19 protein-coding genes and 1 riboswitch are annotated in these 25,184 nt (G+C 55.6%); of the genes, 6 read left to right on the forward strand and 13 right to left on the reverse strand.

All coding sequences use genetic code 11. The features are described from left to right. Positions 1-158: 158 nt before the first annotated feature. Together murI and btuB are read right to left on the reverse strand one after the other, a co-directional pair. A complete protein-coding gene (gene murI, locus VIJ98_RS19205; protein ID WP_008109644.1) occupies positions 159-1,010 on the reverse strand; it encodes a glutamate racemase in 852 nt (283 codons plus the stop codon). Continuing rightward, positions 955-2,841 carry a TonB-dependent vitamin B12 receptor BtuB gene (btuB, locus tag VIJ98_RS19210; protein ID WP_323275520.1) on the reverse strand — a complete coding sequence of 629 codons (1,887 nt, stop codon included), beginning with the start codon at positions 2,839-2,841 and terminating at the stop codon, positions 955-957. The genes murI and btuB overlap by 56 nt, the downstream gene beginning before the upstream one ends. Before the next feature lie 68 nt (positions 2,842-2,909). After that, positions 2,910-3,091: riboswitch (cobalamin riboswitch) on the reverse strand. Positions 3,092-3,203: 112 nt separating this feature from the next. On the opposite strand from btuB, the gene trmA reads away from it, so the two are divergent. Further along, a complete protein-coding gene (gene trmA, locus VIJ98_RS19215) occupies positions 3,204-4,307 on the forward strand; it encodes a tRNA (uridine(54)-C5)-methyltransferase TrmA (RefSeq protein WP_323275522.1) in 1,104 nt (367 codons plus the stop codon). A 76-nt stretch (positions 4,308-4,383) separates the two neighbouring features. On the opposite strand, the gene VIJ98_RS19220 is transcribed toward trmA, so the two are convergent. Both VIJ98_RS19220 and fabR read right to left on the reverse strand, forming a co-directional pair. Next, a complete protein-coding gene (locus tag VIJ98_RS19220) occupies positions 4,384-4,737 on the reverse strand; it encodes a YijD family membrane protein (RefSeq protein ID WP_008109647.1) in 354 nt (117 codons plus the stop codon). A gap of 18 nt (positions 4,738-4,755) precedes the next feature. After that, positions 4,756-5,400, reverse strand: coding sequence for an HTH-type transcriptional repressor FabR (gene fabR, locus VIJ98_RS19225; RefSeq protein WP_008109648.1), 645 nt, complete (start codon positions 5,398-5,400; stop codon positions 4,756-4,758). Positions 5,401-5,594: 194 nt separating this feature from the next. Between fabR and sthA the strand changes: the two genes are divergently transcribed. Continuing rightward, complete coding sequence (gene sthA / locus VIJ98_RS19230) at positions 5,595-6,995, forward strand: Si-specific NAD(P)(+) transhydrogenase (RefSeq protein ID WP_008109650.1); 1,401 nt, start codon at positions 5,595-5,597, stop codon at positions 6,993-6,995. On the opposite strand, the gene oxyR is transcribed toward sthA, so the two are convergent. The 5 genes from oxyR to argC all read right to left on the reverse strand — a co-directional run bounded on the left by oxyR (position 6,978) and on the right by argC (position 12,657). Beyond that, positions 6,978-7,895: a DNA-binding transcriptional regulator OxyR gene (gene oxyR / locus VIJ98_RS19235; protein WP_008109652.1), complete on the reverse strand. Its 918-nt coding sequence runs from the start codon at positions 7,893-7,895 to the stop codon at positions 6,978-6,980. The two genes, sthA and oxyR, sit on opposite strands and share 18 nt — an antisense overlap. Before the next feature lie 287 nt (positions 7,896-8,182). After that, positions 8,183-9,556, reverse strand: a complete 1,374-nt coding sequence (argH, locus tag VIJ98_RS19240; protein WP_323275524.1) for an argininosuccinate lyase — start codon at positions 9,554-9,556, stop codon at positions 8,183-8,185. Positions 9,557-9,631: 75 nt separating this feature from the next. Beyond that, positions 9,632-10,849 carry an argininosuccinate synthase gene (locus tag VIJ98_RS19245; RefSeq protein WP_008109655.1) on the reverse strand — a complete coding sequence of 406 codons (1,218 nt, stop codon included), beginning with the start codon at positions 10,847-10,849 and terminating at the stop codon, positions 9,632-9,634. 14 nt (positions 10,850-10,863) lie between these two features. Further along, on the reverse strand, positions 10,864-11,637 hold the full coding sequence (gene argB, locus VIJ98_RS19250) for an acetylglutamate kinase (RefSeq protein WP_007885411.1): 774 nt from the start codon (positions 11,635-11,637) through the stop codon (positions 10,864-10,866). Positions 11,638-11,652: 15 nt separating this feature from the next. After that, on the reverse strand, positions 11,653-12,657 hold the full coding sequence (gene argC, locus VIJ98_RS19255) for an N-acetyl-gamma-glutamyl-phosphate reductase (RefSeq protein ID WP_110868176.1): 1,005 nt from the start codon (positions 12,655-12,657) through the stop codon (positions 11,653-11,655). A gap of 167 nt (positions 12,658-12,824) precedes the next feature. Here argC and argE point away from each other — a divergent pair, with 167 nt between their 5' ends. Continuing rightward, positions 12,825-13,973: an acetylornithine deacetylase gene (gene argE / locus VIJ98_RS19260; RefSeq protein ID WP_007885409.1), complete on the forward strand. Its 1,149-nt coding sequence runs from the start codon at positions 12,825-12,827 to the stop codon at positions 13,971-13,973. A gap of 257 nt (positions 13,974-14,230) precedes the next feature. Further along, positions 14,231-16,882, forward strand: coding sequence for a phosphoenolpyruvate carboxylase (gene ppc, locus VIJ98_RS19265; protein WP_008109660.1), 2,652 nt, complete (start codon positions 14,231-14,233; stop codon positions 16,880-16,882). A 124-nt stretch (positions 16,883-17,006) separates the two neighbouring features. Here ppc and metF read toward each other — a convergent pair whose 3' ends face one another. The 3 genes from metF to metB form a co-directional block, all read right to left on the reverse strand. Further along, the gene (gene metF / locus VIJ98_RS19270; RefSeq protein ID WP_154157428.1) at positions 17,007-17,903 is read right to left on the reverse strand and encodes a methylenetetrahydrofolate reductase; all 897 of its coding nucleotides are present in this window, start codon (positions 17,901-17,903) and stop codon (positions 17,007-17,009) included. A 218-nt stretch (positions 17,904-18,121) separates the two neighbouring features. Continuing rightward, complete coding sequence (locus VIJ98_RS19275; RefSeq protein WP_323275528.1) at positions 18,122-20,554, reverse strand: bifunctional aspartate kinase/homoserine dehydrogenase II; 2,433 nt, start codon at positions 20,552-20,554, stop codon at positions 18,122-18,124. 2 nt (positions 20,555-20,556) lie between these two features. Then, positions 20,557-21,717 carry a cystathionine gamma-synthase gene (gene metB / locus VIJ98_RS19280; RefSeq protein WP_008109665.1) on the reverse strand — a complete coding sequence of 387 codons (1,161 nt, stop codon included), beginning with the start codon at positions 21,715-21,717 and terminating at the stop codon, positions 20,557-20,559. A 274-nt stretch (positions 21,718-21,991) separates the two neighbouring features. Here metB and metJ point away from each other — a divergent pair, with 274 nt between their 5' ends. Then, positions 21,992-22,309: a met regulon transcriptional regulator MetJ gene (gene metJ / locus VIJ98_RS19285; protein ID WP_007885403.1), complete on the forward strand. Its 318-nt coding sequence runs from the start codon at positions 21,992-21,994 to the stop codon at positions 22,307-22,309. A gap of 77 nt (positions 22,310-22,386) precedes the next feature. Here metJ and rpmE read toward each other — a convergent pair whose 3' ends face one another. Further along, the gene (gene rpmE / locus VIJ98_RS19290) at positions 22,387-22,602 is read right to left on the reverse strand and encodes a 50S ribosomal protein L31 (RefSeq protein ID WP_007885402.1); all 216 of its coding nucleotides are present in this window, start codon (positions 22,600-22,602) and stop codon (positions 22,387-22,389) included. A gap of 210 nt (positions 22,603-22,812) precedes the next feature. On the opposite strand from rpmE, the gene priA reads away from it, so the two are divergent. After that, positions 22,813-25,011, forward strand: a complete 2,199-nt coding sequence (priA, locus tag VIJ98_RS19295; protein ID WP_061720290.1) for a primosomal protein N' — start codon at positions 22,813-22,815, stop codon at positions 25,009-25,011. The last annotated feature ends 173 nt before the right edge of the window (positions 25,012-25,184 follow it).

Here is a 25,184-nt window from a genome sequence, read left to right on the forward strand (position 1 = left end):
GCTTTTCTGAAGGTTGCCTTGAAGGCCACCTCCTGAACACATCGCTTCGTAAGCCGTTGTTCCGTGTCAGTGGAGGCGCAGTATAGGGATTTCTTCGGGGCTGACAAGTGCTAATTTCAAATTAATTTCCGAGTGCTGATTTTTTCGTCGAAACGCCACTAAACTGCTAATTTTTCCAGCAACGGGAAGCCATAACGCTGCAAAATCGGTGACAATTTCGTCACTTCATCATCCATACGCGTACAGAACGCTAAATTCTGCCCGGACGAAACCGCCTGCGGTGCTTCATGCTCTAATAACCAAACGGTACGACGCGCGATGGCAGCGCCCGAATCCACCAACCTTGTCCCTTCCGGCAGTACCAATTGCAGCTCATCACGTAATAAAGGGAAATGCGTACAGCCGAGAACCACGGTATCGGGCGGCTCTTTCATACGTAGCCAAGGTTGCACAGCGCGGCGCACATCGGCCAATTCAACATCTTCGCCATGCAGCTTGGCTTCCGCCAGTTCCACCAGCTCAGCAGAACCGAGCATTTCGATTTTGCAGTCTCGGGCAAATTGCGCCACCAACTCATGGGTATAAGGACGTTTCACCGTGCCGCGCGTGGCCAGCAATCCCACCACGCCGTTACGCGTCAGACGCGCAGCAGGTTTAATCGCAGGCACCACACCCACAACCGGGAATTCGAAGCGCTCACGCAGAGCCGGCAAAGAGATGGTACTGGCCGAGTTACAGGCGATAATCACCAGCGCAAGCGGAAAACGCTGAGTGATGGCCGTCACCACCGCCACTACACGCTCGACAATAAAGTCTTCAGATTTTTCGCCGTACGGGAAACCTTCATTATCGAAGGCGTAGAGATAGTGAAGATCCGGCAGTAGATGCCGGACCTCATCATAAACAGACAGCCCACCCACGCCGGAGTCAAACACCAGCACGGTGGGACGCAGATCAGAAGCTGTAGCTGGCGCTGAGGTAATACTCCGTTCCTGGAGTTGGATAGCCATACGCTGTCTCATAATCTTTATCGAACAGGTTGGCAATTCTACCACGAACGGTGAGCTGTGATGTGACCGGATACGAGACAGCGAGATCTACCGTGCTGTAACTCGGTAAACGACGTTGCTCGCTGGCATATTCGCTGGTGTTGTTATCGTAGCGCTTACCAAAGTATTGGTAGATGACATCGATATCAAAGTCATACACCGTCATACCCAGCTGATATTTGGCCTGCTCACGCGCGCGACGCGCCAGCGTTTCACCATCTGAATCACGACGAGCATCCAGATAACCCAAAGTGATCTGGTGATGAAGGAAGCTGGTATCAAAATCAGCGGTGGCTTCAATACCTTTCATCGTAACGGCTTTTTCATTGTAATAGCCGCCCTCAAAAGTCACAGGATCAGAAGCGTAAGTAATGAGATCGCTGACTTTATTATGATACGCCGAAACACGCCAATTGACCGGCCCGGTTAAGCCTTCCAGCGCGGCTTCCCACTGTTTTGATTTTTCAGGATTGAGATCGGGATTAGAGCTGATACCAAAACGCTTCAGGCCATAAAGCTGACCTAATGTCGGCGCCTGGAAACCCGTACCGTAAGAGAGTGAAGCCTTGTAGCCCGGCACAAACTCCCAACCCGCAGCCGTTTGCCAGGTGCCATGACGGCCAAAGTCTTCATTATCATCGCCACGCGCCGAACCTTCGAGGGTGACATTGCCAAACTGCTGCTGAGCCGTCAGGTAAGCACCTGTGTTGTCTTGCTTGTAGCCATCTTCATCACGCGGTGCGCCAGAATAGAGTTGTCCAACCGAGCTCAGTTTCTGCTGCTGCCAATCCAGACCCGCGCTGACCATGCCATGTCCCACCGCAAAGGTGTTGCCCCATTGCAGGTTGCGCTGCTCCATGTCATCCAGACTATTGGAATCCGCATAGCGGCCGTCAGACCCAACGTAGTTGTAGATTTTGTACTTTTGATAGCTGGCGGTCAGCTGCGAGGAGTAATCCTCTTTATTAAAGCGCAGACCGGTATCGAACGAGTGATTGTAGATCTGTTGCTCATCCTGACCACCGACGTAACCCGCATCGTAATCTGAGTTAGCGGCGTAACCGTAACCACGGAAGAAGCCAGAGAACGCATCATTAAACTTGTGATCAACGCCGGCCCAGAACGCCTTATTGCGCCAGCCATCACGATCGCGATCGGTTGGCGATGTTGAGCCCGGCTGAACGTTGTAGCCATTGGTGGCCTGATAAGAACCCGCCACCGTTACGCGCGTCTGGTCCGTGACATTTTGATTGATGCCGCCGCTGTATTCCTGATACCCCTTCGAACCAAAGCCAGCCGTCAGCGAGTTTTGATTATTCGGGTTTTGCGTAATGACATTCACCACGCCGCCAATCGCATCAGCGCCGTAAACGGCAGAACGCGGGCCGCGAATAAACTCAACGCGCTGGATAATAGAAACAGGGATTTGGTTAAAGTCAGCAACGCCGGTTATACCCGGTTTAGAGAACGGCACGCCATCAACCAGAATCAGCGTGTGACGCGCTTCCGAACCTCGCACATACATAGAAGCGCTTTGCCCAATGCCGCCGCTTTGCGCGATATCCACGCCCGGCAAGCGACGCAACACTTCCAGCAGGTTCTTAGATTGCCACTGATCGATCTCGTCGCGGGTAACAACAGAAGTCGAAGCCAGCACCGACGAGACTGGCTGTGCGAAGCGGTTAGCGGTAACGATTTGCGTATCATCATTCTGCTGCGCGTAGCCAAATTGCGCCCAGAGAGACAACGCCGTTGCACTAAAGGCAAACAGCGAAGCATGTGTTTTTTTCATTGTTATAGCATCCAAAAGACGAAGCAGGATGCCGCACGACTACAACCAATAGCTCGCGATGGTCGTATGTATTGCGACGTCACACCGGCAGGTCTTCGGGCTGAGAATCATAAATGGTGAAAAACTTCCCATCCGGCAGGACAGTGTTTGTAAGTGCCATCACCACGACATTCTTTACCGCTGCGCGTCAGCTCCAGATTCACACTGGATTCCCTTTTAACTCAAGGAGGCCGGCAGGCGCAGTCTACGGCCAGGAAGGCCGGAAATCCAGACTTCCAGCCATCTTGTTTTCCGCAGGGCTGGACATCAGCAGTTGAATGCCTACAATCGCCCGGCAAGCCAGCTTATTACCAGGATTAAAGATGACACCCGAACAGCTCCCGATTGAACAATACGACGCGCAACTGGCGGAAAAAGTCAGCCGCTTACAGGCGATGATGGTGCCCTTTGCTGCGCCCGACGTGGAGGTGTTCCGTTCGCCGGTCAGCCACTATCGGATGCGTGCCGAATTCCGCATCTGGCACGACGGTGACGATCTCTACCACATCATCTTTGATCAACAGACCAAGCAACGTATCCGCGTCGATCAATTCCCGGCGGCCAGTGAATTGATCAACCAGCTGATGCCAAAACTGATCGCGGCGATCCGCGACAACCGCGCGCTGCGTTTTAAGCTGTTCCAGATCGATTACCTGTCGACGATGAGCAACCAGATCGTCATCTCGCTGCTCTATCACCGCAAGCTGGAAGAGGAGTGGACCGCCGCCGCCAGCGCCCTGCGTGACAGCCTGCGTGCCGAAGGCTTTGACGTGCAGCTGATTGGCCGCGCCACCAAAACCAAAATCTGCCTCGATCGTGATTACGTTGATGAACGCCTGCCGGTCGCCGGAAAAGAGATGATTTATCGTCAGGTGGAGAACAGCTTCACCCAGCCAAACGCGGCGATGAATATTCAGATGCTGGAGTGGGCGCTGGACGTGACGCAGAATTCGCGTGGCGATCTGCTGGAACTCTATTGCGGTAACGGCAACTTCTCGCTGGCGCTGGCGCGTAACTTCCGCCGCGTGCTGGCCACCGAGATTGCCAAGCCGTCAGTCGCGTCCGCGCAATACAACATTGCCGCCAACCAGATTGATAACGTGCAGATTATTCGTATGGCCGCCGAAGAGTTTACTCAGGCGATGATGGGTGTGCGCAGCTTCAATCGTTTAGAAGGCATCGACCTGAAGAGTTATCAGTGCGAAACCATTTTTGTTGATCCGCCGCGCAGCGGGCTGGATGAGGAAACTGTGAAGATGGTGCAGGCCTATCCGCGCATCCTTTATATCTCCTGCAACCCGCAAACGCTGTGCGACAACCTCGCGGTGCTGGGAGAAACGCATGATGTCACGCGTTTGGCGCTGTTCGATCAGTTCCCGTATACCCATCATATGGAATGCGGCGTGCTGCTGACGCGCAAGGCCTGATGAATCGGTCGCCATAAATGGCGACCCTACGGTTTGTAGGGTGCGCATTCATGCGCACCGAACAGCAGTCGAAGTCTTAGTTACGGTTTTTACGGCGGAAACGCATACCAATCCAGAACACCAGCGCCACCATCAGAATGGTCGGGATGAAGTTGGAGCCGATATCCGGATATTCAGCCCGCACCAGCGCGCTATAAACCAAAATACCCAGCAGGAAGAACGCCGCCGCCAGTGAAGGCATGCCGTCTGGCATATTGCGGTTGAGATAACGCTGATGCAGACACCAGGCCGCCAGGCCAAGCGCGATCAGCGGGAATATCGAAAAGGGAACAAACGTGCTGAACAGCACCGAAAAGGAGCCGTTGATCGCTAAACCGGTGATAAAAGCCAATAAAAGCGTTCCTTTATCGCGTGGGTTTTGCTCAATCATTTCATTATCCTTATCACATTACTCTTCGGGTTTTTCCAGGGTAACCGCCAGGCGCTCTTGCTCCCGGCGATACCAGTAATAAGCGCCTTTGGCGATCATGCGCAGCTGCAGCACTAATCGATCCTCCAGCTTGCGGCGCTGCTCAATATCAACGTCCAGCGCTTCAGCACCCGCGCTAAACACAATCGTCACCATCGCTTCGGCCTGCGCTTCGGTGAAGCTGCGCGGCATGCGATTTTCCAGTTCAAGGTAATCGGCCAGTTCGGCGATGAAGTGCTGAATCTCACGGGCAACGGCGGCACGAAATGCTGCCGAGGTTCCGGAGCGCTCGCGTAGTAAGAGCCGAAAAGCGTTGGGATTGTTCCCGATGAACTCCATAAAAGTTGCCACCGAGGTTTTGATGATGCTGCCGCCCTTGGCAATACGCTGGCGCGCCTGACGCATTAACTGGCGCAGCATCAAGCCGCTTTCATCCACCATGGTCAAGCCCAGCTCGTCGACATCGCGGAAGTGACGATAAAATGAGGTCGGCGCAATCCCCGCTTCGCGTGCAACTTCGCGCAAACTCAGGCTGGCAAAACTCCTTTCTGCACTTAACTGACTGAAGGCAGCTTCAATCAGTGAACGTCGTGTACGTTCTTTTTGTAGCGCTCTGACGCCCATTTTCCCGGCCTTTTAGGTGATTTGGCAGGCACTATAACAAACTTTTCAGCGTACAGCGGTGCAAACTTTGTGAACGCCTGTGAACCTCACGCTTTGTCAAACTTCAGCAATTTACGCTGTTAGAATTCAGATGTGCGCGGCGAGATGTTAGAATCTCGTTGTAAAAATGTGATAAAAAAATAGGACGTACTGGTATGCAAAAGTCTTACGATTACGATGCCATTGTGATTGGCTCCGGTCCGGGCGGCGAAGGTGCGGCGATGGGGCTGGTGAAGCAGGGAGCGCGTATTGCAGTGATCGAACGCTACCACAACATCGGCGGCGGTTGTACTCACTGGGGAACCATCCCTTCCAAAGCCTTGCGTCACGCTGTCAGCCGTATCATCGAGTTCAATCAAAACCCACTTTACAGCGATCACACTCGACTCCTGCGCTCCTCATTCGCCGACATTCTCAACCACACCGAGAACGTGATCAGTCAGCAAACCGCGATGCGTCAGGGTTTCTATGAGCGCAACCGCTGTGAACTTTATCAGGGCGATGCCCGTTTTGTTGATGCCAACACCATCGAAGTGGAACAACCCGACGGTACCCGCGAGCGCTTAACCGCCGAGAAATTCGTTATTGCCTGCGGTTCTCGTCCGTATCATCCAGCGGATGTCGATTTTACCCATCCACGCGTTTACGATTCCGACTCCATCCTCAACCTGCACCATGAACCTGGCCACGTGATCATTTACGGCGCCGGCGTGATTGGCTGTGAATATGCCTCGATTTTTCGCGGCCTGAATGTCAAGGTTGACCTGATTAACACCCGCGACCGCCTGCTGGCGTTCCTCGATCAGGAGATGTCAGATTCCCTCTCCTATCACTTCTGGAACAGCGGCGTGGTGATTCGTCACAACGAAGAGTTCGAGAAGATTGAAGGCGTCGATGACGGGGTGATTATTCACCTTAAATCGGGCAAAAAAGTGAAAGCCGATTGCCTGTTGTACGCAAACGGTCGAACCGGTAACACCGATTCGCTGGCGCTGGAGAACGTGGGACTGGAAGCGGATGGCCGTGGCCTGCTGAAAGTGAACAGCATGTACCAAACCGCGCTGCCGCATATTTACGCAGTCGGTGACGTGATTGGTTATCCAAGCCTGGCCTCTGCTGCTTACGATCAGGGCCGCATCGCCGCGCAGGCGATCATCAAAGGTGAAGCCACCGCGCATCTGATCGAGGATATTCCAACCGGGATTTACACCATTCCGGAGATCAGCTCAGTAGGTAAAACCGAACAGCAGCTGACGGCGATGAAAGTGCCGTATGAAGTAGGTCGTGCGCAGTTCAAACATCTGGCGCGTGCGCAGATTGTTGGTATGCACGTCGGCAGCCTGAAGATTCTGTTCCACCGCGAAACCAAAGAGATTTTAGGGATTCACTGCTTTGGCGAGCGTGCTGCGGAGATCATTCACATCGGCCAGGCCATCATGGAACAGAAGAACGGCGGCAACACGATTGAGTACTTCGTGAATACCACCTTCAACTATCCCACCATGGCCGAAGCCTATCGTGTAGCAGCGTTAAACGGCTTAAACCGCCTGTTTTAACGAGGTATCCAGATAACCCTTCATGTGGGTTTTGATTGCTTCTGCCAACTGCTCATAGCGGCTGCGCAGAGGCGATCCTGGACGATAGACCAACGCGATGGTGCGCTGTGGAACGGGCTTGTAGCACGGCAAATAGCAGACGCCATCACGTTCGCGCTCATTCGGCACGGACAGCGCAGGCAGCAAGGTAATACCGCTTCCGGCGGCAACCATGTTGCGCAGCGTCTCCAGACTGGTGGCGCGGAAATGCGTGTCTTCATCGGCACCGGCTTCAAAGCAGAAGCCCATCGCCTGATCGCGCAGGCAGTGCCCATCTTCCAGCATCAGCAATTTCTCACCGGCCAGATCCGACATTGGAACGCGATCGCGATCGCGCCACGGATGATCGGCATACACCGCCAGCGTCATTGGCTCATCAAACAGTGGCACCTCAATAAAGGCTTCACTCTCTTTCACCAACGCCACGATGGCGCAATCCAGCTTGCCGCTGTCGAGCTGTGCCAGCAGTTGCTGCGTCTGCGCTTCATGCAGATACATTTCGAGTTTGGGGAAGGTTTTATGCAGCATCGGAATGATGTGCGGCAGCAGATACGGCCCGGTGGTTGGAATCAAACCAATGTGCAGCGGTCCAGACATCGCTTCGCCCTGTTGGCTCGCCATCTCCTTCAACACTTTCACTTCGCGCAGCACGGTTCGCGCTTGATCCACCAGCAACAGTCCAGCCTGAGTAAACAACACCTTACGGCTGGTACGCTCCAGCAGCATCACACCAAGTTCATCTTCCAGCTTACGAATCTGTCCACTTAAGGTGGGTTGGCTGACATGACATGCGTCAGCTGCACGCCGGAAATGGCGATGCTCCGCAAGTGAAACCAGGTATTCGAGATCACGAATATTCATTGAAATCCTCCAAACCACGATAGCCCGTGGCGATAGATAGAATAGCAATGAACGATTGGCCCTATCAAGGCGTGAGCGGGAATAATGCGCGCATCAAATGATCTGGAGCAGAACCTGCAAACTGCTTAAAACAAATCACTGTGCTGGCCGGGAGTGGCCTGCCCTTGATGATGTGCCTATAACAAAATGTAATTCCGAAGCTAGAGGTTGGCGGGCTACCGAAGAGGTGCCCGCTTTTTTTTGCGTTGGATTTATTGGTCGCCATGAATGGCGACTCTACGAAGAGATTAACCTAAACGCTTCTGCGCTTCGCCGATGGCGAAGGCGACCTGCTGAGGCGACACGCCACCCTGCGCATTACGCTTATCGAGACAGGATTGCAGCGACAGAATCGGATACACGTCATCCTCAATCACCGCGCTGAACTGCTTTAACTGCGCCAAAGTCAGCGCTTCCAGCGCCACGCCTTGCTTGATCGCTTCCACTACGGTTTCACCGACAATGTGGTGCGCTTCGCGGAACGGAACGCCTTTTGCCACCAGATAATCGGCCAGCTCGGTAGAGTTAGCGTAGCCCTGCTCAGCGGCTTCCTGGCAACGCGGACGTTTTACCTGAATGCCATCCAGCACCAGCACCGACATATGCAGGCAGTCGAGCCAGGTATCAAGCGCATCGAACAGCCCTTCTTTGTCTTCCTGCATATCTTTGTTGTACGCCAGCGGCAGGCCTTTCAACGTCATCATCATGCCTGTCAATGCGCCCTGCACACGGCCACATTTGCCACGGATCAGCTCCAGCGCATCCGGGTTTTTCTTCTGCGGCATCAGCGAAGAGCCGGAAGTGACTTTATCAGAGAGCTCAAGGAAGCCCGCTTCACCGGTGTTGAAGAAGATCAGGTCTTCGGCAAAGCGTGATAGATGCACCATACCAATCGAGGCGTCTGACAGCAGCTCCAGCACGTGATCGCGATCGGAAACGGTATCGAGGCTGTTACGCGTGGCAGAAGCAAAACCTAACCAGCCGGCCAGCTGGTGACGATCGATCTCGTAAGCGGTACCGGCCAGCGCGCCGCAACCCAGCGGACTGACATCCATACGCTTCAGTGCATCCTGCAAACGGCTCTCGTCACGCGCCAGCATCTCAACGTACGCCAGGCACCAATGCGCGAAAGTCACCGGCTGCGCACGCTGCAGGTGCGTATAACCTGGCATCACCGCGTCCTGATTGGCTTCTGCCGTGGCAACCAGCGCCGACTGCAGTTCGCGCGTCGCCTCCAGCAGCACGGCAACCTGCTCTTTGCACCACAGTTTCAGATCGGTCGCGACCTGATCGTTACGGCTACGGCCGGTGTGCAATTTCTTGCCCAGCGCGCCGACTTTATCGATCAGCTTGCCTTCCACCCAGCTGTGAATATCTTCCGCATCGCTTTGCAGAATCTGCTCCGGATTGGCGCGTACCTCGGCCAGCAGCTCATTTAACGCGCTTTCCAGCTGTTGCTGCTCTTCATTGGTCAGCACGTTGACCGTTACCAGCGCTTTTGACCAGGCAATCGAGCCGGTAATGTCCTGCTCGGCCAGGCGATAGTCAAAACGCAGCGAGTCGTTGAACTGTTTGAACCGTTGGTCTGCTGCCTGCGAAAAACGTCCGCCCCAAAGTGCCATCTGAATTACTCCTGAATCCGTTATAGAAAAGGCGGCCCGAAGCCGCCCTTGCAAATTATGTCGATTGCCGCGGTATTACTTCTTCTGCTCGTTCAGCGCGCGAATGCGTGAAGAGAGTGAGAACAAGCGGATAAAGCCGCCCGCGTGACGGTGATCGTAAACTTCGTCTTCGCCAAAGGTAGCGAACTCTTCTGAATACAGGCTGTTAGCAGAGGTTTTCTGAATCGCCGTGGCGTGGCCTTTGTACAGCTGCAGTACCACTTCGCCGTTCACCTCTTCTGCCAGTGATTCAGCAGCGGCCTGGATGGATTTACGCAGCGGCGCGAACCAGCGGCCATCGTAAACCACGTAAGACATTTCATGGCCCAGTTGCTCACGCCATTTGAAGCTATCGCGATCCAGCACCAGCTGTTCAACCGCACGCAGCGCATTCACCATGATGGTGCCGCCCGGGGTTTCGTAGCAGCCGCGAGACTTGATGCCTACCAGACGGTTTTCCACGATGTCGATACGACCGACGCCGTGTTTCGCACCCAGCACGTTGAGTTTTTCCAGGCACTGGAACGGGCTCAGCTTCTCGCCGTTCACCGCAACCACGCGACCTTTCTCGACGGTAACGGTGACGTTTTCTGGCTGATCTGGCGCTTCCAGCGGATCAACGGTCCACACCCAGCAATCTTTGTTCGGAGCATTGGCTGGGCTTTCCAGCACGCCACCTTCGGTAGAGATGTGCCATGCGTTCTCATCACGGCTGTAGATTTTTTCCAGCGACGCGGTGGTCGGGATATTGCGCTCTTTCAGGTAATCCAGCAGCGCTTCACGTGAACGCAGGTCCCATTCACGCCATGGCGCAACCACTTTCAGCTGTGGTGCCAGCGCGGTGTAGGTGGTTTCGAAGCGCACCTGATCGTTACCTTTACCGGTTGCGCCGTGGCACAGCGCATCTGCACCGACTTTCAGTGCCAGCTCAACCTGCGCTTTGGCGATAATCGGACGCGCCATTGAGGTACCCAGCAGGTAAGTACCTTCGTACAGTGCGCCAGTTTGCAGCACCGGATAAACGTATTCGCTGATGAACTCTTCACGCAGATCGGCCACGTGGCACTCAGACGCACCTGACTGCAGCGCTTTCTTCTCAACGCCTTCTAAATCTGCCGGATCCTGGCCAATGTTCGCCACGAACGCCACCACTTCACAGCCGCCGTAGTTCTCTTTCAACCATGGAATGATGGCTGAAGTATCCAGACCGCCTGAGTAGGCCAGAACGATTTTTTTGATGTTTTGCGTGCTCATGTCTTAATCCTTGATTATGCGAGAATCCGGGTGCCAATCGACACGCCGTTGAAAAGGGTTGGCAGTTGTTCAGCATGACGCCAGCTAGCGATATCGACCGGGCGACCGAGCGTGCGAGCGGCATCGAGCGCCGCGTTCACTTTCACGATCATGCCATCGGTGATGATGCCCTGCGCAATCAGCTGTTCCGCTTTCGCGGCGGTCATCTCTTCAATGCGTTGACCTTTGCCATCGAGAATGCCGCTAACGTCAGACAACAGCACTAAATCGGCACCAATGGTCGCCGCCAGCGCAGTCGCCGCCTGGTCAGCGTTGACGTTCATCAACTCGCCGCCGTCGGTGATGCCAATTGAACTGATTACCGGCATGTAGCCCGCCGCCAGCAGCGTGTTCACCAGCGCCGGATTGCCAGGCGTTGCGTTGCCAACATGTCCCAGCTCTTCATCGAACTGCGCCACATTAACCAAACCGGCGTCGCCGAGGCACAAACCGACTGCGCCGATGCCATATTTCTTCGCCCACGCCAGCAGCGTTTTGTTGGCGGTACCGGCTAACGCACCGGTAATAATGTCAATCTGATCGGCTGGCGTCACGCGCAAACCGTTCTTCTTTTTCACCGGCAGCGCGAGCTTCTTCATCAGCTCGTCCACCACGCAACCACCGCCGTGCACAATGATCAGCGGACGCTGATGTTCATTGCGGTACGCCAGCAGGGCATCAAACAGACGGGCCAGCGCTTCTTCGCTATCCAGCAGCACGCCACCCAGTTTAATGATCAATGGATTCATTGCGTTATCCGTTCGTTAAATCAAAGACAGCGTTTCGGGGAAGCCGAAACGAATGTTCAAACACTGAACCGCCTGCGATGAGGCGCCTTTCAGCAGGTTATCTTCGGCAGCCACCACAATCAGGTGCTCGCCTTGCATGGCGAAGCCGATGTCGCAAAACGGCAAACCGACCACCGCTTTCAGCGCCGGTACGCCTTTGTCATACACGCGCACCAGCGGTTTGTCGTGGTATGCATTATGGAAAGCATCCGCCACATCCTGCTGCGTCACGCCCGCTTTCAGGCGGCAGGTAGTGGTCGACAAAATACCGCGCGGGAAGCTGCCCAGATGTGGCGTGAAGATCACCGGCGTACCGAGATGTGCCACGATTTCCGGGTGATGACGGTGATTAAACAGGCCGTACGGCTGCAAGCTCACTTCACAGAAGCTGGTGCCAACGTTGGCTTTGCGCCCTGCACCGCTCACGCCGCTGGTGGCGTTAATCACTGGCCACTGTGCATCGTTAAGCAAGCCCGCTGCGATCAGCGGTTTCAGCGAAAGCTGGGCTGCGGTTGGGTAGCAACCCGGCACCGCAACCAGCTCCGCATCTTTGATTTTGTCGTGCTGCCATTCGGCCAGGCCGTAAACCGCCTTATCCAGCCAATCCTGATGCTGATGGCTGAAACCGTAATATTGGGTATAGAAAGCGTCGTCGTTTACGCGGAACGCGCCGGAGAGATCGAACACCACGCAACCGGCTTTGAGGAATTCAGGTGCCAGATCGTGGCTGACTTCATGGGCGGTGGCGAGGAACACCACATCCACTTTGTCGGCCCATTCAGCAGCATCGCTCAGCGGCTGCAGCGGCAAATCGACAATGCCTTTGAGCTGCGGATGCAAATCCGACAATAACTTTCCAGCATCCGGGCTTTGCGCTGAAACCGCCAAAGCGGTTATGTTCATATGCGGATGGCGATTCAGGTAGGTGGCAAGCTCTACGCCAGCGTAACCACTGGCACCAACGATCAGCGTATTCAACATCAGGCTGTATACCTTATTACAGTCACGTATCGGGTCGCGGCCTTGCCCCGTTGCCCAGAATGCCGTTTGCAGAAGATTTGATGCTTCACATGCAAGCGACGCTATTGTATTTTTATTCACTATTAATGCATGAATATTGATACATCCTAACCCAAGGACCGTCAACAGTGAAGACAAAATTACCACCTTTTATCGAACTCTACCGCCAGTTGATTGCCACGCCATCAATCAGCGCAACCGATAGCGCACTGGATCAGAGTAATGAAACTTTAATCAATTTGCTGGCCGGCTGGTTCCGCGATATTGGCTTCAGTGTAGAAGTGCAGCCGGTGCCTGGCACGCGGCATAAATTCAACATGCTGGCGCGCAGCGGATTGGGCGCAGGCGGCCTGTTACTGGCCGGTCATACCGACACCGTTCCCTACGATGATGGCCGCTGGACGCGCGATCCCTTCACGCTGACGGAACACGACAACAAGCTTTACGGCCTGGGCACCGCCGATATGAAAGGCTTCTTCGCCTTTATTCTGGATGCGCTGCGTGACGTTGACGTGACCAAACTCAGCAAGCCGCTCTACATCCTCGCCACCGCCGATGAAGAGACCACCATGGCGGGCGCGAAGTATTTCTCTGAATCAACGCAACTGCGTCCGGATTGCGCCATCATCGGCGAGCCAACCTCACTCAAGCCGGTGCGCGCGCACAAAGGTCATCTGTCGAATGTGATTCGTATTCAGGGACAATCGGGCCACTCCAGCGATCCGTCGCGCGGCGTCAACGCCATTGAGCTGATGCATGAATCCATTACCCAGCTGATGCAGCTGCGTAACACGCTGAAAGAGCGTTACAACCACGATGGTTTTGCCATTCCTTATCCAACCATGAACTTCGGCCATATTCATGGTGGCGACGCCGCTAACCGCATCTGCGCCTGCTGTGAATTGCACATGGATATTCGTCCGCTGCCGGGCTTAACCCTGAGCGATTTAGATGGTCTGCTGAATGACGCGCTGGCACCGGTGAGTGCACGCTGGCCAGGACGATTAACCGTGGGCGAACTGCATCCGCCGATTCCAGGCTACGAATGCCCGGCCGATCATGAGCTGGTGCAAGTGGTGGAGAAGCTGCTGGGCGTGCCAACCGAAGTGGTGAACTATTGCACTGAAGCGCCTTTTATCCAGCAATTGTGTCCAACGCTGGTTTTAGGCCCGGGATCTATCAATCAAGCCCACCAACCTGATGAGTTTATTGATACCGCATTTATCAAGCCGACTCATGCGCTTATCACTCAAGTCGTGCAGCATTTTTGTCATTGATGAACAACAGATGGGGCATTTCACTGTTAAATCAGCAAATTGCCCCGTCATTGTTCGGGATTTGATAATAAGAATAACTTATCTCGCTTCGCTGCAAGCAAATTCTTTGAATTTCCGCCATTTAGCAGCACATTTACGTAGATTTAAGGCAATTGACGTGCAGGAAGATACGTGGCTAGATAAAAGACGATGTTATGCCCGTGGGTAAATAATTCCCGTGGGGATATTTAAAAAGATGATGAGGGTGTCAGGGTCCAATGAACGAACAATATTCCGCAATGCGAAGTAATGTCAGTATGCTCGGCAAACTGCTCGGGGATACGATTAAGGATGCACTAGGAGAGAACATCCTCGACCAGGTGGAGACCATCCGTAAACTCTCTAAGTCATCCCGTGCGGGAAATGACACCCATCGTCAGGAACTGCTGACCACGCTGCAAAATCTGTCGAATGACGAGCTGCTGCCGGTGGCGCGTGCCTTTAGCCAATTCCTTAATCTCACCAACGTCGCTGAACAGTACCAAACCATTTCCCGTAGCGGTGATGGCGCGAACCATCCTGAACTGCTGAAAAAGACTTTCGAGCGCCTGAAACAGCAAGGCGATATCAGCGAAGCGGCAATCCGTCAGTCGATTGAAGAGCTGTCGTTGGAGCTGGTGCTGACTGCGCACCCCACCGAAATTACCCGCCGCACGCTGATCCATATGCTGGGCGAAGTGAACAGCTGTTTGCAGCAACTCGATCACAGCGACATTTCCGATTACGAGCGCACGCAGGTGATGCGCCGTCTGCGCCAGTTGGTGGCACAAGCGTGGCATACCGACGAAATCCGCAAATACCGTCCAACGCCAATCGATGAAGCCAAATGGGGCTTTGCCGTGGTGGAAAACAGCCTGTGGCAAGGCGTGCCAGCCTTCCTGCGTGAGCTGAACGAGCAAGTTGAAGAGACCTTTGGCATTAAGCTGCCGGTCGATTTCGTGCCGATTAAATTTACCTCGTGGATGGGCGGCGACCGTGACGGCAACCCGAACGTCACCGCACCGATTACCCGCCACGCGATGCAGCTGAGCCGCTGGAAAGCCGCGGACCTGTTCCTGCGCGATATCGGCGTGCTGGTTTCTGAGCTGTCGATGTCCGAATGTAGCGACGAAGTGCGCGAGCTGTGCGGCGATCCGGAAGCGCTCGAGCCGTACCGTATGGTGCTGAAGCGCATCCGCAGCCAGCTGATGACCACGCAGGCCTATCTTGGCCGCCGTCTGAAAGGCGAGCGCCTGCCGCGTCCGGCCGATCTGCTGGTCTCCAACGATCAGCTGTGGGAACCGCTGTTCGCTATCTATCAATCTCTGCAACAGTGCGGCATGGGCATCATCGCCAACGGCCAGCTGCTGGACACGCTACGCCGCGTGAAGTGTTTCGGCGTGCCGCTGGTACGTATCGATATCCGTCAGGAGAGCACCCGCCATACCCAGGCGATTGCCGAAGTAACGCGTTATCTTGGCCTCGGTGATTACGAAAGCTGGTCAGAAGCCGATAAACAAGCCTTCCTGATCCGCGAACTGAATTCTAAGCGTCCGCTGTTGCCGCATCAGTGGGAACCGGGCGATGAGACGCGTGAAGTGCTGGATACCTGCAAAGTGGTGGCCGAAGCGCCGCAGGGTTCAATCGCTTCCTACGTGATCTCCATGGCGAAAACGCCGTCGGACGTGCTGGCCGTGCATCTGCTGCTAAAAGAAGCCGGCATTCCTTACGCCATGCCGGTTGCGCCGCTGTTCGAAACCCTTGATGACCTGAACAACGCCAACGACGTGATGACGCAGTTGCTGAACATCGACTGGTATCGCGGCTTTATCAACGGCAAACAGATGGTGATGATTGGCTATTCCGACTCGGCGAAAGATGCCGGTGTGATGGCCGCCAGCTGGGCGCAATATCAGGCGCAGGATGCGCTGATCAAAACCTGTGAAAGCGCGGGCATCACGCTGACGCTGTTCCACGGACGCGGCGGCTCAATCGGTCGTGGCGGCGCGCCAGCCCATGCTGCGCTGTTGTCACAACCGCCGGGCAGCCTGAAAGGTGGCCTGCGCGTGACCGAACAGGGCGAGATGATTCGCTTCAAATACGGTTTGCCAGAAGTCACCATCGCCAGCCTGTCGCTGTATACCGGTGCGATTCTGGAAGCCAACCTGCTGCCACCGCCGGAACCAAAGCGCGAATGGCAGGAGATCATGAATGGTCTGTCGGCGCACTCCTGTGCGATGTATCGCGGTTATGTGCGTGAAAACCCGGACTTCGTGCCCTATTTCCGCTCGGCCACGCCAGAGCAGGAACTGGGTAAATTGCCGCTGGGTTCACGTCCGGCTAAACGTCGCCCAACCGGCGGTGTGGAATCGCTGCGTGCTATTCCATGGATCTTCGCCTGGACGCAGAACCGCCTGATGCTGCCAGCCTGGCTGGGCGCGGGTGCCGCGTTGCAGAAAGCGATGGATGAAGGTCATCAGGATGAGCTGGAGAACATGTGCCGCGAATGGCCGTTCTTCGCCACACGTCTTGGCATGCTGGAGATGGTGTTCTCGAAAGCCGATCTGTGGCTGGCGGAGTACTACGATCAGCGTCTGGTGGATAAATCACTGTGGCCACTCGGCAAGCAACTGCGCGATCAGCTGGATGCGGATATCAAAGCGGTGCTGACCATCGCCAACGATGCGCATTTGATGGCCGACCAACCATGGATTGCTGAATCTATCGCGCTGCGTAACGTCTATACCGATCCGCTGAACGTGTTGCAGGCTGAACTGCTGCATCGTTCACGTGCGCAAGAAGAGCGCGGTGATGAGCCTGATGCGCGTGTAGAACAAGCGCTGATGGTGACGATCGCGGGTGTCGCGGCGGGAATGCGTAATACCGGTTAATCTAGTGAAATGATGTAAAAAAGGAGCCAACCGGCTCCTTTTTTATTGTTTTACCGGTGCGCATGAATGCGCACCCTACAAAACCGGAAACCTGTAGGGTCGCCATTCATGGCGACCGCCAATCTTATCCACCCATCGCCGGACGCACGCCCAGCGTGTGGCAAATCGCGTAACTCAACTCTGCGCGGTTCAGCGTATAGAAATGGAAATCCTTCACGCCTTCTCGCGACAGGATTTTCACCATGTCCATAGCGACACTTGCACCCACCATTTTGCGCGTTTCCGGATCGTTATCCAGACCTTCAAACATCGCACTCATCCAGCCCGGCACACGCACATTGGTCATGGTGGCGAAGCGTTGTAGCTGCTTGAAGTTAGAAACCGGCAAAATACCCGGCACGATTTCCACATCGATACCGGTTGCGACACAGCGGTCGCGGAAGCGCAGGTAGCTTTCCACATCGAAGAAGAACTGGGTGATGGCGCGGTTAGCACCGGCATCGATTTTACGTTTCAGGTTGATCAAATCAGCCTGCGCGCTTTTCGCTTCAGGATGCACTTCCGGATAGGCCGCCACCGAGATATCGAAATCGCCGACGTCTTTCAGCAATTCAACCAAATCCGAACCGTACATTTCCGGCTTGCCGCTGCCCGGCGGTAAATCACCGCGCAGTGCCACGATATGACGAATGCCGCTATCCCAGTAATCACGTGCGATAGCGCGCAGCTCATCACGCGTGGCATCGATACAGGTCAGATGCGGTGCCGCTTCCAGACCGGTACGATCTTTAATGCCTTTAATGATGCTGTGCGTACGGTCGCGCTCGCCCGAGTTGGCACCGTAGGTGACGGAGACGAATTTCGGCTTCAGGCTGCTCAGTCGATCGATTGAGCTCCACAGAGTTTCTTCCATTTCACTGGTGCGTGGCGGGAAAAATTCGAAAGAGACATTAATTTGCCCGTTCAACTCAGCCAGGCTCTGGTTCAACGCTTCGCGTTGATTGGCGTGAAAGAAACTCATCCTAATTACCTCGTCATCACATATCGATTATTTTGCGGCCTTCGAACATCCATACGTTTAGACGTCCAGATGCACAAAATGAACGATTCGCGCGCCAGCGTCAACAGAAAATTAATGTACGGGCGTGACAAATCTTCAATCAAGGTGAAAGCGTTTCATGATGCGCGGGAGAAGGTGAAGAGTGCAGACGGACGATGCCGTCTGCAGAGTGAGGCAGATTACAGCAGCTGTGCGAGGCGGTTGATATCCGATTGCAGCGCGCCCGCCGTGACATCACGGCCCGCGCCCGGTCCGCGAATCACCAGCGGATTATCGCGATACCAGCGGCTTTCGATGGCAAACACGTTATCGCACGGCAGCAACGCGGCCAGCGGATGCTCGGGACGTACCGCTTCGACGCCGACGCGCGCTTTGCCATTGGCATCAAAACGCGCCACGTAACGCAGCACTAAGCCCATCTCCTGCGCCGCTTCCAGACGCTGCAGCATCTGGTCATTCAGCTCATCGGCGTTTTCGAAGAAGTGATCAATCGACTCACCGTCGCAAATCGCCGGCACCAGCGATTCGACACGTACCTGATCCGGCTCGATGTCGTAGCCCGCTTCACGCGCCAGAATCACCAGCTTGCGCATTACATCCTGCCCGGATAAATCAACGCGCGGGTCCGGTTCGGTCAAGCCTTGCTGCCACGCCTGATCGACCAGCTCACTAAATGGCACCGTGCCGTCAAATTGCAGGAACAGCCAGGAAAGCGTGCCGGAGAAAATGCCGCTGATTGCCAGAATGCTGTCGCCGCTTTCGCGCAGATCGCGCACCGTGTGATTGACCGGCAAACCGGCACCGACGGTGGCGTTATACAGCCAGTGACGACCGGTTTTGGCGAAAGCATCGCGCACCTGACGCCAGCTCTGACCACTCGACGCACCGGCAACCTTGTTGGCGCTGATAACGTGGAAGCCGTGGCTGGCGAAATCGTGATACTGCTGCGCCAGCTGCTCGCTGGCGGTGACGTCCAGCACCACTAAATCATCGAACGGGTGCGCACGCATCCACAGGAACAGCGACTCTTCATCACGCTCGACCGCTTCATCATCAAAAAACGCCAATGCGCGGCTGGCTTCCAGACCGTCGTAGCTCAGCAAACTACGGCTGCTGTCTGCCACGCCCGCCAGCACATACTCAAATCCCGTACGCGCCGACAATGTTTCCTGCTCGCGGGCAAACAGCTCCAGCCAGCGTGAACCGATGTTGCCTTTGCCGAACAACATCAAACCGATGCGTTTTTCTGCGCGGAACAGCGACTGATGCAGTCCCTGAATCAGGTGCTGCGTAGGGCCGACGCGCAGTAACGCCACGATGCTGATGTGATCTTCGGATTGCCAGACAAATTCCACCGGCTGATCTTTGATCTGTTGCCAGAAGCGGTGGCTGTGCAGCGGATTACGCGTCACGCCCGCGCCCACCAGCGCCACCAGCGCTAAACCGTCGCGCAGCTGCAGATGGCCCGGCAGTGCGGCATCCTGCAACAGGTTGAAGGCGCTATTCACTACTTCCGAGGTGTAACACAGCTGCAGCAGGCGACGATCGGGATGCACGCCGATCGCCAGCGGACGCAGCTGCGCGCGCTTCAGCAGCAGATCGATCTCTTTCTGCTGCGTTTTGAAATCGTGATTGTCGGGGATTTGAATCTCCACCAGACACACATCATCGTGGCTGGTGACGATACGCGCGCCGGTGCCGGAGGCCAGCACGCGTTCAATACGCGTCGAGCCTTGCTCCGGTTGATAACTGCAACGCAGCTGCAAATCGATGTCGCTGTTGGAAACCGGCTGCAAGGTACGAGTGTGCAGCACCGGCGCAGCCAGACGCGCCAGCTCGCTGGCTTCATCAAGACGCAGCAGCGGCAGCAGGCACGCATCAGAAACTTTGCGCGGATCGGCACTGTAAACGCCCGCCACATCGCTCCAGATGGTGACGCGACCGACGCCCGCCAGCGCACCAATTTGCGTAGCCGAGTAATCCGAGCCGTTACGACCGAGCAGTACGGTTTCACCCGCTTCACTGCGGCTGATAAATCCGGTCACTACCAAACGCTTATGCGGATGCTGTGTTAACAACTCCTGCAACAGCGGCCAGGATTTGCCTTCATCAACCTGCGGCTGCGCGGCACGTTCGGCACGTAGGAAGTCACGTGCATCCAGCCAGGCGGCTTCGATCTCACGCTGGCTTAGCACGGCAGCCATCAAGCGCGCTGACCAGATTTCACCGTGCCCCACCACTTCGGCATACACCGCATCGGTGATGGTGCCATCGAGCAGCGCCGCCAGTCTTTCCAGATCGCGTATAAAGGAAGACGTCAGGGTTTCGGCATATTCAGCAGGCAGCAGCGCAGCAATTAACTCGCTGTGAAAACGCCGTAAAGCCTGTTGCACCTGATGGGCAGATAAGCGATCGCTCTGGCTCAATTTCAGCCAGCTGATCAACTGGTTAGTGGTGCTGCCTGCGGCAGAGACCACCATTAAGTCGCCTGGCTGGCTGTAATCCGCCATGATGCTGGCCACGCGCTGATAGCAACGTGCGTCGGCCAGGCTACTGCCACCAAATTTATGCAACTGCTTGATCGGCGTTCCCGCGCCCACTGAACTCGTCATGATTACTCCTCGGCTGCGATCCGGAATGCATTATCCAGATCGGCGATTAAATCTTCGTGATCTTCAATCCCAACAGAAATACGCAGCAGTGTTTCCGATATTCCCGCTGCCGCGCGCGCTTCTGCAGACATGCCGGCATGCGTCATGGTTGCGGTATGCGAAATCAAACTCTCTACGCCGCCGAGCGATTCGGCCAGCGTGAACAGCTGCAGCGCTTTCAGGAAGCGGCGCAGGCGAGCCTCATCGGCATCGATTTCGAAACTCAACATGGCACCAAAGCCACGCTGCTGACGTACCGCAAACTCATGACCGGCATTTTCCGGCAGAGACGGATGATACAGTTTTTTCACCAGCGGTTGTTGCTTCAGGTAATCAACAATCGCCAATGCATTGCGTTGTGCTGCGGCGATGCGCGGCGACAGCGTGCGCAAACCGCGCAGCAGCAGGTAGCTATCAAACGCTGCGCCGGTTACACCAATATTATTCGCCCACCACGCCAGATCGGTGGCCATCGCCGGATCTTTCGAAATCACCGCGCCCGCCACCACATCAGAGTGACCATTCAGGTATTTGGTGCAGGAGTGAACAACCAGATCGGCACCCAGCGCCAGCGGGTTTTGCAACGCCGGGCTGAGGAAGGTGTTGTCCACCACGCTAATGGCGCCCGCTTCACGCGCGGCGGCGCAGATGCTGGCGATATCCACCACGCGCAATAAAGGATTGCTTGGGCTTTCAACCAGCACCAGTTTTGGCTTCTCGGCCAGAGCAGCGGCCAGCGCAGCTTTGTCGCCCTGATCGACAAACTTAACGCGATACGCACCGCGCTTGCTCAGGCTGTCGAACAGGCGATAGCTACCGCCATAACAATCGTGCGGCGCAACCAGCAGATCGCCCGGCTTCAGGAACACGGTTGTCACCAGATGAATCGCCGACATGCCGGTATTGGTTAATACCGCGCCTGCACCACCTTCCAGCTCTGCCAACGCGCGCTGCACCACATCACGCGTTGGGTTACCACGACGTGAATAGTCATGCGCACGCGGCTCATTGAAGTCGAGGAAGTTATAGGTGCTGGAGAGATGAATCGGTGGGACAACGCAGCCATATTGCTCGTCATCATTCAAACCGCTACGGACTGCGATGGTTGCCTGTTTACGCGTCATGGTGCTTACTGTTCCTGAAGAAAAAGAAGAGCAACAGAATAACATTCCGCACATAGACGTCAATACATCTGGACATCTAAATGTCTTTGCGTATAGATTGAGCAAATCATCAATAACCGCTAAAATTGTCCGTCATCGCCTGGTGTTCAGCGCGCTTTCCTTTGCAGAAGCGGTGCTCAAGCATAAAACCTGCGGTTTAAGGGGTCAGGCATCGAAAAATCGGGCATAATCAACGGATTTCCCCATATTCAACTTTTATTGATTAAGGTAACCCATGGCTGAATGGAACGGCGAATATATCAGCCCTTACGCTGAACATGGCAAGAAGAGCGAGCAGGTTAAGAAAATCACAGTTTCTATCCCGCTGAAAGTGCTGAAGATTTTAACGGATGAGCGCACCCGCCGTCAGGTGAATAACCTGCGTCACGCCACCAACAGCGAACTGCTGTGTGAAGCCTTTTTGCATGCTTTCACCGGGCAGCCTCTGCCGAACGATGTCGATTTGCGTAAAGAACGCAGCGATGAGATTCCGGAAGAAGCGAAACAGATTATGCGTGAAATGGGCATCGATCCCGATAGCTGGGAATACTGAAGCCAGAAATAAAAAAACCCAGCCGAGGCTGGGTTTTTTCTTGCTGCCGAATCGCGAAGATTCGACGGCCAAAAATCTTATTTCTTGCTTGCTGGCACGCTGAAACGCTTGTTGAAGCGATCTACACGGCCACCGGTGTCAGCAATACGCTGCTTACCAGTGTAGAACGGGTGGCATTTGCCGCACACGTCCAGGTTCAGACCAGAAGCCATGGTTGAACGGGTGTTGATCACGTTACCGCAAGAGCAAGTCATGGTTACTGCTTCGTACTTAGGGTGAATACCTTGTTTCATGGGAGAACCTCATAAAAGGCCGTGTCGCTCTCCGTGCCAGGCTCAGCCTGCACAGCACCACACGCGGTTGAACATTAAGTGTATGCTCCGACAAGCGATCTCATCGGAGGCGGCATAGTATACAGAAATTAACCGGTTTTAGCAAATAGCAGCTTCCTAATTAGGCGTGTACACTACTTCTCCTTAATTCAGAACTGGATAGAGATTCAGATGCCCGTTGTTCAGGTTGCCCTGCCCGTTCCGCTACCTCGCCTGTTTGACTACTTGCTGCCTGCCGATGCGCCGCAGCCGGTGGCGGGCGCACGCGTGAATGTGCCGTTCGGCAATCGCAAAATGATCGGCATTGTGGTCGGCACGCGCGAGACCAGCGATCTGCCACTGACGCAGCTCAAGCAGATAGAAAGCGTGCTCGACGATCAAAGTCTGTTCTCGCCCGCCCTGTGGCGCATTTTGCATTGGGCCGCCACCTATTATCATTCTCCGCTCGGCGAAGTGCTGAGCCATGCGCTGCCGGTGCTGCTGCGTCAGGGCAAACCGGCGCAGGAAGCGCCGCTGTGGCAATGGGTGATAAATGATGCTGGCCGTGAAGTGGCGATGGAGAGCCTGAAGCGCGCGCCGAAGCAGCAGCAAGCACTGGCGATGCTGCGTCAGCGACCGCTCTATCGTCATCAGGTCAGCGAACACGATTTTACCGATGCCGCGCTGCAAGCGTTGCGCGCTAAAGGCTTGTGCGATTTGCGTGAACATACGCCGCAGATGCACGACTGGCGCACCAGCTTTGCCGTCAAAGGTGATCGCCTGCGCCTGAATACCGATCAGGCGATGGCGGTGGGCGCGATGCGCAGTGAAGACGATCACTATGCGCCGTGGCTACTGGCCGGCATTACCGGTTCGGGTAAAACCGAAGTGTATCTCAGCGTGCTGGAAAACGTGCTGGCACGCGGCAAACAGGCTTTGGTGCTGGTGCCGGAAATCGGCCTGACGCCGCAAACCATCGCCCGCTTCCGCGAACGTTTCGATGCGCCGATTGATGTGCTGCACTCGGCGCTGAATGACAGCGAACGCCTGGCCGTCTGGCTGCGTGCGCGCAGCGGCGAAACGGCGATTGTTATCGGCACACGCTCGGCGCTGTTCACGCCGCTGGCGCGTCCCGGCGTCATCATTATTGATGAAGAGCACGACAGCTCGTACAAACAGCAGGAAGGCTGGCGCTATCAGGCGCGTGATCTGGCGGTGTTCCGCGCGCATGAGGAAGACATTCCGATTGTGATGGGTTCGGCCACGCCGGCGCTGGAAACGCTGCACAACGTGCGCGTCGGCAAATATCGCCAGCTCAATCTCACCAAACGCGCGGGCAATGCTAAACCGGCGTTGCAGCAGCTGATCGATCTTAAAGGCCAGCAGCTGAAAGGCGGGCTGGCACCGGCGCTGCTTGGCAAAATGCGCCAACATCTACAGGCCGACAATCAGGTTCTGCTATTCCTCAATCGCCGCGGCTTCTCTCCGGCGCTGATGTGCCACGATTGCGGCTGGCTGGCGGAGTGTCAACGCTGCGATAGCTACTACACGCTGCACCAGAACCATCGCCAGCTGCGCTGCCACCATTGTGATAGCCAGCGCCCGCTGCCGAATCAGTGCCCGAGCTGTGGTTCGACGCATTTGATGCCGGTTGGCGTCGGCACCGAACAGCTGGAGCAGCAGTTGGGCACGCTGTTCCCCGGCGTGCCGGTATCGCGCATCGATCGCGACACCACCAGCCGTAAAGGTGCGCTTGAGCAGCATCTGGCCGATGTGCATCGCGGCGGCGCGCGTATTCTGGTGGGCACGCAAATGCTGGCGAAAGGTCATCACTTCCCGGATGTCACGCTGGTGTCGCTGCTGGATGTCGATGGCGCGCTGTTCTCTGCCGATTTCCGCGCCGCCGAGCGCTTCGCTCAGCTTTACACGCAGGTCGCGGGCCGCGCAGGTCGAGCCGGCAAACAGGGCGAAGTGTTGCTGCAAACTCATCATCCGGAACATCCGCTGCTGCAAACGTTGCTGCATCGCGGCTATTTTGCTTTTGCCGATCAAACGTTGCTGGAACGTCAGTCGGTGCAGCTGCCGCCGTGGACCAGCCATGCGCTGTTCCGCGCAGAAGATATGGATAACCAACAAGCGGCGGAATTCCTTACTCAGCTGCGCAATTTGCTGGAAGCCAGTCCGCTAAAAGATGAGGCGATGTGGCTGATGGGGCCGGTTCCGGCATTGGCACCGAAACGCAGCGGACGCTGGCGCTGGCAACTGCTGTTGCAGCATCCGTCACGCAAACGTCTGCAACAGCTGTTGAGCGGATCGCTGCCGCTGATCGCCACCTTGCCCGCGTCACGTAAAGTGAAATGGACGCTGGATATCGATCCCACCGAGAGCTAAGCCACGCCACATCTGCGAGCCAGATCGAAAAAAGTCGCACAAGTCACAATTTTTATGCAAATTAAGTAACAACCCGGCGCGACCTTGGGTTAACAATAGTGCCGACCCGGTTGAAGCCCGGTAATGTCAGAAAATCAATGCGCTGTACCGCGTCAGGAGTTATACGTTGGACC

This window comes from Pantoea sp. S18, from assembly GCF_045689705.1.
Classification (GTDB): Bacteria; Pseudomonadota; Gammaproteobacteria; order Enterobacterales; family Enterobacteriaceae; genus Pantoea; species Pantoea symbiotica.